Source organism: Microbacterium sp. (genome assembly GCF_047606385.1).
Taxonomy (GTDB): domain Bacteria; phylum Actinomycetota; class Actinomycetes; order Actinomycetales; family Microbacteriaceae; genus Microbacterium.
On record NZ_JASGEL010000065.1, the window covers coordinates 1 to 5,476 of the forward strand.

7 protein-coding genes are annotated in these 5,476 nt (G+C 74.5%); 5 read left to right on the top strand and 2 right to left on the bottom strand.

Translation table 11 applies throughout. The features are described 5' to 3' along the window. The first annotated feature begins 177 nt into the window (after positions 1 to 177). Positions 178 to 624: a hypothetical protein gene (locus QM626_RS06405; protein ID WP_415075164.1), complete on the top strand. Its 447-nt coding sequence runs from the start codon at positions 178 to 180 to the stop codon at positions 622 to 624. A 7-nt stretch (positions 625 to 631) separates the two neighbouring features. Here QM626_RS06405 and QM626_RS06410 read toward each other — a convergent pair whose 3' ends face one another. Further along, on the bottom strand, positions 632 to 1,453 hold the full coding sequence (locus QM626_RS06410) for an ABC transporter permease (RefSeq protein WP_415075166.1): 822 nt from the start codon (positions 1,451 to 1,453) through the stop codon (positions 632 to 634). Then, complete coding sequence (locus QM626_RS06415) at positions 1,450 to 2,598, bottom strand: ATP-binding cassette domain-containing protein (RefSeq protein WP_415075168.1); 1,149 nt, start codon at positions 2,596 to 2,598, stop codon at positions 1,450 to 1,452. The genes QM626_RS06410 and QM626_RS06415 overlap by 4 nt, the downstream gene beginning before the upstream one ends. A gap of 118 nt (positions 2,599 to 2,716) precedes the next feature. Here QM626_RS06415 and QM626_RS06420 point away from each other — a divergent pair, with 118 nt between their 5' ends. The 4 genes from QM626_RS06420 to QM626_RS06435 form a co-directional block, all read left to right on the top strand. Continuing rightward, entirely contained in the window at positions 2,717 to 3,799 is a 1,083-nt protein-coding gene (locus tag QM626_RS06420) for an enoyl-CoA hydratase/isomerase family protein (protein ID WP_415075170.1), read from the top strand. Continuing rightward, positions 3,790 to 4,629 (top strand): LssY C-terminal domain-containing protein, encoded by an 840-nt coding sequence (locus QM626_RS06425; RefSeq protein WP_415075172.1) that lies wholly within the window; start codon positions 3,790 to 3,792, stop codon positions 4,627 to 4,629. The genes QM626_RS06420 and QM626_RS06425 overlap by 10 nt, the downstream gene beginning before the upstream one ends. Next, on the top strand, positions 4,626 to 5,141 hold the full coding sequence (locus QM626_RS06430; protein ID WP_415075174.1) for a hypothetical protein: 516 nt from the start codon (positions 4,626 to 4,628) through the stop codon (positions 5,139 to 5,141). The genes QM626_RS06425 and QM626_RS06430 overlap by 4 nt, the downstream gene beginning before the upstream one ends. Positions 5,142 to 5,182: 41 nt before the next feature. Next, positions 5,183 to 5,476: J domain-containing protein (locus tag QM626_RS06435; protein WP_415075176.1), on the top strand; the 294-nt coding region annotated here is incomplete at its 3' end.

Consider the following 5,476-nt stretch of genomic DNA (forward strand, 5'->3'; position numbering starts at 1 on the left):
CGTCGCCGCGCTGCCGGCGGCGGCCCGCGCGGCGGCCGCCGCCGCGCCCGCCTGAGCCCCGGTGCTGGCCGGATTCGCCGCCTTCGCGTTCGGACGGCGTGCTCGCTGGCCTGATCGTTGCGGGTCTGTAAGCAACACGCCGGCGCCACGGCGGACGCGCGCTGGCAGACTGGAGCCATGGTGACCCTCATGCTCGATCAGGCGCAGCTCGAGATCGTGCTGGCGCCGACCGAGCGGGCGCTCGCCGTGCGGGCGCGCAGCGTCGTGATCGACCGTTCGACCATCGCGCGGGTGCAGCTGACCGAGGATCCGTGGACGTGGCTGCGCGGCGTCCGCTCACCCGGCACCTACATCCCGGGCACGCTCGCCGCGGGCACGTGGCGCTCCGCCGGCGGGAAGGACTTCGCCCTCATCCGCCGGAAGCGCGCCGGGGTCGTCATCGACCTCGACGGCCACGACGAGTTCCAGCGGATCATCCTCTCGACCCGCCACGGCCTCGACCTGGTGCGGGCGCTGCAGCGCGAGACGGGCGTCCAGCCCGAGGACGTCGCCGAGATCGTCGCCGAGCCCGCGCCGGGCGTCCCGCCCGCGAAGAAGCGGGCGCCGAAGCCGGCGACCGCCTGACGCCGGCTCAGGCGACGTCGCGGCGCCAGCTGAAGATGTGCCCGGCCAGCAGCAGCACGACCGCGTAGGCGGCGAGCACCAGGCCGCCGGCCCACCACTCCAGCGCGGCGCCGCTCGTCGCGCTCATCGAGGTGTAGATGCTCGATCCCACCAGCGCGTCGGCGGCTGAGCCGGGGAGATACTTCGCGACCTCCGACAGCTGCGACACGAACGAGCCGCCCACCCGCAGCAGCGGCTCGACGAACTGCGTGAACGCCAGCACGATCACGATCGCGGCGACCTGGTTGCGCACGAGCAGGCCGGTGCCGATGCCGACCAGCACCCACAGCACGGAGGCGATCAGGATGCGGCCGAGCATCGCCCACGTGTCGGAGCTGTCCAGCTCCGGGTCGACGCGGAACAGCGCCAGGAGCCCTGCGACCCCGGCCACGGTCACCACGACGGAGACGGCGCCGTAGATGAGGCCCATGACGGCGCCGGCGATGATCTTGCCGCCGAGCACCGTGCCGCGCCGGGGGATGGCCAGGAAGGTCGGGGTCAGCGTCTTGTGGCGGAACTCGCCGGTCACCAGCAGAGCGCCGATGAGGAGGGGGAACACGTAGCCGACCGAGTTCGCGAGGCTGTAGAGCAGGGCGGTGCCGCCGCTGCCGAGCTCGGACGCCGAGGCGTCGGCACCGACGAGCACGCCGCTGGCCGCAGCGCCGATCACGGCGGCCAGCCCCGCAGCGGTCAGGCCGACGTAGGCGGCGAGGACGATCGCCAGCACCCACCAGATCGCGGTGGTGAACTGCTTCGTCAGCTCGGACGAGGTCGCGCGCAGCAGGGTCATCGCTCGTCTCCTTCCGTGGGGGCGTCGGGTCCGCCGCCGCCCTCCTCGGGCTGCGCCTCGGGCGGCGCCGCGTCGGTCGAGCGCGTCTCGATGTCGGGCGCCTCGTCGGCGACGGCGCCGGCCGCGAGGTCCGCGGCGTCCTCGACGAGCGGGGACGACGGATCGGACTCGGCCCCGCCCGGCTCGGCGGCGACCGTCGCCGGGGCGGCCTCCAGCGCGAGCGGGCCTCCGGCGCGGGCGTGCGGAGCCTGGCGCGCCCCGCTGACCAGGCCGAGGAAGATCTCCTCGAGCACCGGGCCGCGGCGCGTCAGCAGCGACAGCGGCACGTCGCTGGCGGCGACCGCGGCGCCGACGGCGGCCGGTTCGACCCCGCGCACGGTCAGGCCGCTGCGCAGCACCTCGACCCGCCAGCCCGCCTGCTGCAGCACCTGCACGAGCGACTGCCGGTCGGGCGAGTCGACGACGGTCGAGAACTCCGACGGGTCGCTGAGGTCCTCGATGGCCCCCGCGAACACGAGGCGTCCGGCCGACATGATGAGCAGCCGGTCCGCCGTCTGCTGCACCTCGCCCAGCAGGTGCGACGAGACGAGCACGGTGCGGCCCTCGTCGGCGAACGTGCGCAGCAGGCGCCGCATCCAGGTGATGCCCTCGGGGTCCAGGCCGTTGGCCGGCTCGTCGAGCACGAGGATGCCGGGATCGCCCAGCAGCGCGGTGGCGAGGCCCAGGCGCTGCCGCATCCCGAGCGAGAAGCCGCCGACTCTGCGGCCGGCCACGTCGGCCAGGCCCACCAGGCCCAGCACCTCGTCGATGCGCGTGAGGGGGATGCCGGCGGCGCGGGCGCAGACCTTCAGATGGTTCGCGGCGCTGCGACCGGGGTGGAAGCTCGAGGCCTCGAGCGCGGCGCCCACCGTCTGCAGCGGATGGGCGAGGTCGGCGTAGGCCGCCCCGCCCACGCGGGTGCGGCCCGCGGTGGGGGCGATCAGCCCGAGCAGCAGTCGCAGCGAGGTGGTCTTGCCGGCGCCGTTCGGACCGAGGAAGCCCGTCACGGCACCCGGTTCGATCGTCGCGGTGAGGTCGGCGACGGCCGTCACCGGACCGAACCGTTTCGTGACCCCCTGGAACTCGAGCACCTGTCCGCGTGGCATACGAAACCTCTCGTCGGCGGCAAAGTCCCCTCCATCCTGCCGGAATCCTGGGAATTTCCCGACTCGCAGCGCGCCTTGCCGCGATATCGGCCGCCGACGGGGCGGTAACGTGGCGGACGTGACCGAGGCGGACGTGACCGGGGGCGCGGACCGGGCGGAGGGCGTGATCGTGCGTCGCGAGCGCGCCGTCGGACGTCTCACGCTCGACCGGCCGCGCGCGCTGAACGCCCTCGACCTGCCGATGGTGCGCCGTCTGCGCGCCGCGCTGGACGGCTGGCGGGACGACCCCGACGTCGAGCTGGTCCTGCTCGACGGCGCCGGCGGCCGGGGGCTGTGCGCGGGCGGCGACGTGCGGGCGCTGCGCGACCAGGTGATGTCCGGGCGCCCCGGGCAGGCCGCCGACTTCTTCCGCGCCGAGTACGCCCTGAACGCGGGCATCGCCGGGTACCCGAAGCCGATCGTCGCGCTCGCCGACGGCATCACGATGGGCGGCGGCATCGGCCTGGCCGGTCACGCCGCGGTGCGCGTGGTCACCGAGCGGTCGCGTCTCGCGATGCCGGAGACCCGCATCGGCTTCACGCCCGACGTGGGCGGCTCGTGGCTGCTCGCGCACGCCCCGGGCCGGGTCGGCGAGTACCTCGCGCTCACCGGCGAGACGATGGACGCCGCGGACGCCGTGTACGCCGGCTTCGCCGACCACCTCGTCCCCGCCGAGCGCCTCGCCGACCTCGCCGAGGCGCTCGGCTCGCGCGCCGATCCGGCGAGCCCCGCCGAGATCGTGCTGCTGTTCGACGAGACGCCCGCCCCGTCGCGGCTCGAGGGTGCGCGCGACTGGATCGACGACGCCTTCGCGCAGACCACGGTCGCGGCGATCCTCGACCGCCTCGACGCGCGCCCCGAGCCCGAGGCGGCGGCCACCGCTGCCGCGCTGCGCGCCCTCTCGCCCACCGCGCTGACGGTCGCGCTGGCCGCCGTCCGCCGCGCCCGCGAGCTGCCCGACCTGCGCGCGGCGCTCGCGCAGGAGTACGGCCTGGTGATGTGGTTCGCGCACACGCAGCCCGATCTGGTGGAGGGCATCCGCGCCCAGCTGGTCGAGCGGGACCGCACCCCGCACTGGGACCCCGCCGCCCTCGCCGACGTGCCGGGGGACGTCCTCGTGCAGGCGTTCGGGTTCGTCCCGGAGGTGTCGCTGTGGCGCTGACCGCGACGCCCGAGGCGCCGCCGAAGCGTCGCCGAGGCTATTCGATCGGCGTCGCCTTCGACTGGTTCTTCTTCGTGTTCGCCGGGTTCGCGGCGATCTGGCTGGCGTACCTGAGCTTCACCGAGGCGTTCCAGGTCGGCTGGTGGGGCATCCCGTTCGCGATCGTGTTCTGGCTGCTGCTGGCCTACCTCGTGCTGCCCCGGCTCCACCGCATCCTCACCACGATCTACGTGCCGGACTACTTCATCGGCCGCACCCGCACCAGCGACGGCCTGCTCGGCGACCCGGTGAACCTCGCCTTCATGGGGGAGGGGGAGCAGATCGAGCGGGCGCTGCGCGCGGCCGGCTGGACCAAGGCCGACCCCGTGACCCTCGGCTCGTCGTGGCGCATCGTCACCTCGACCCTCCGCCGGCGCAGCTACGACGAGGCGCCCGTCAGCCCGCTGTTCCTGTTCGGTCGGATGCAGGACTTCGCGTACCAGCAGGAGGTCGACGGCAACCCGGCGCAGCGCCACCACGTGCGGTTCTGGCGCTGCCCGGACGACTGGCTCCTGCCCGGCGGCCGGCGCGTCGAATGGCTCGCCGCCGGCACCTTCGACACCGCGGTCGGGCTCTCGCTGTTCACGCTGCAGGTGACGCACCGCATCGACGCCGACACCGACATCGAGCGCGACCACATCGTCGCCTCGCTCACCGGCGCCGAGCCGCGGATCGTCGTCGACGTCATCCGGGACTTCGCCACCGGCTACCACGCCCGCAACGGCGGCGGCGACAGCATCCGCACCGACGGCGACCTGCCCATCCTCGACGTGCGGCGGGTGCGCGCATGACCGCCCAGCCGCGCAAGCGGCCGGCCTTCGAGTCGCCCGTGCGGCTGGCCCGCCCGCTCGTGCTCGACCCGCACATGCGGCGGCCGTCCTCGACGATCGCGGGGGCGGTGCTGGTGCTGCTGCGCGTGGCTGCGGGCCTGCTGTGGCTGGTAGCGCTCAGCTTCGACTGGCAGAACCTGGCGACCGAGGTGGACGCCGACCTCGCGGGGATCACGCTGACCTCCGACGACGTCGCGCTCGGGCTCAGCGTCGTGTGGATCGTCGCGGGCGTCGCGCTGGCCGTGGAGGCGGTGCTGGCCGTGCTGATCCTGCGCGGGCGCAACTGGCCGCGGGTGATCGTGATGGTCTTCGCGGTGATCTCGATCAGCAGCTCCTTCACCGCGTGGTGGGTGCAGGGGCAGGAGATCCGCCTCAACACGACCCTGCTGACGCTGGGCCTGGACGTGCTCGTGCTGCTGGCGCTGTCCAGCCGAAGCGCGGCGGCCTACGCCCGCCGCCGCGAGCGCGCCTGAGCGCTGCGCGCACTACGCTGGAGCGCTGCGAAGGAGGAACCGTGTTCGACAGCCCGTTGTCGGCATCCGCCTACGAGGTGCTCGGGGTGGCCGCCGACGTGACCGACGACGAGCTGCGGCGGGCGTTCCGGCTGCAGCTTCGCGCCACCCACCCCGACACGGGCGGCGACGCGCTGCTGTTCGTGCGGCTGCAGCGGGCGTGGGAGCTGGTCGGGACGCCGGAGGCGCGTGCCGCGTACGATCGCGGGCACGGCTTCGCCGTCTCCTCGGACCCGGACGCCGCCGGCTGGCGTGCGGCGCCCGCCCGCCCCGACACGCGGCCCCGAGCCCGCAGC

Coding starts and splice junctions, on each gene's coding strand:
- QM626_RS06405 (WP_415075164.1), top strand. CDS start 178: ATGGTGACCCTCATGCTCGATCAGGCGCAGCTCGAGATCGTGCTGGCG.
- QM626_RS06410 (WP_415075166.1), bottom strand. CDS start 1,453: ATGACCCTGCTGCGCGCGACCTCGTCCGAGCTGACGAAGCAGTTCACC.
- QM626_RS06415 (WP_415075168.1), bottom strand. CDS start 2,598: ATGCCACGCGGACAGGTGCTCGAGTTCCAGGGGGTCACGAAACGGTTC.
- QM626_RS06430 (WP_415075174.1), top strand. CDS start 4,626: ATGACCGCCCAGCCGCGCAAGCGGCCGGCCTTCGAGTCGCCCGTGCGG.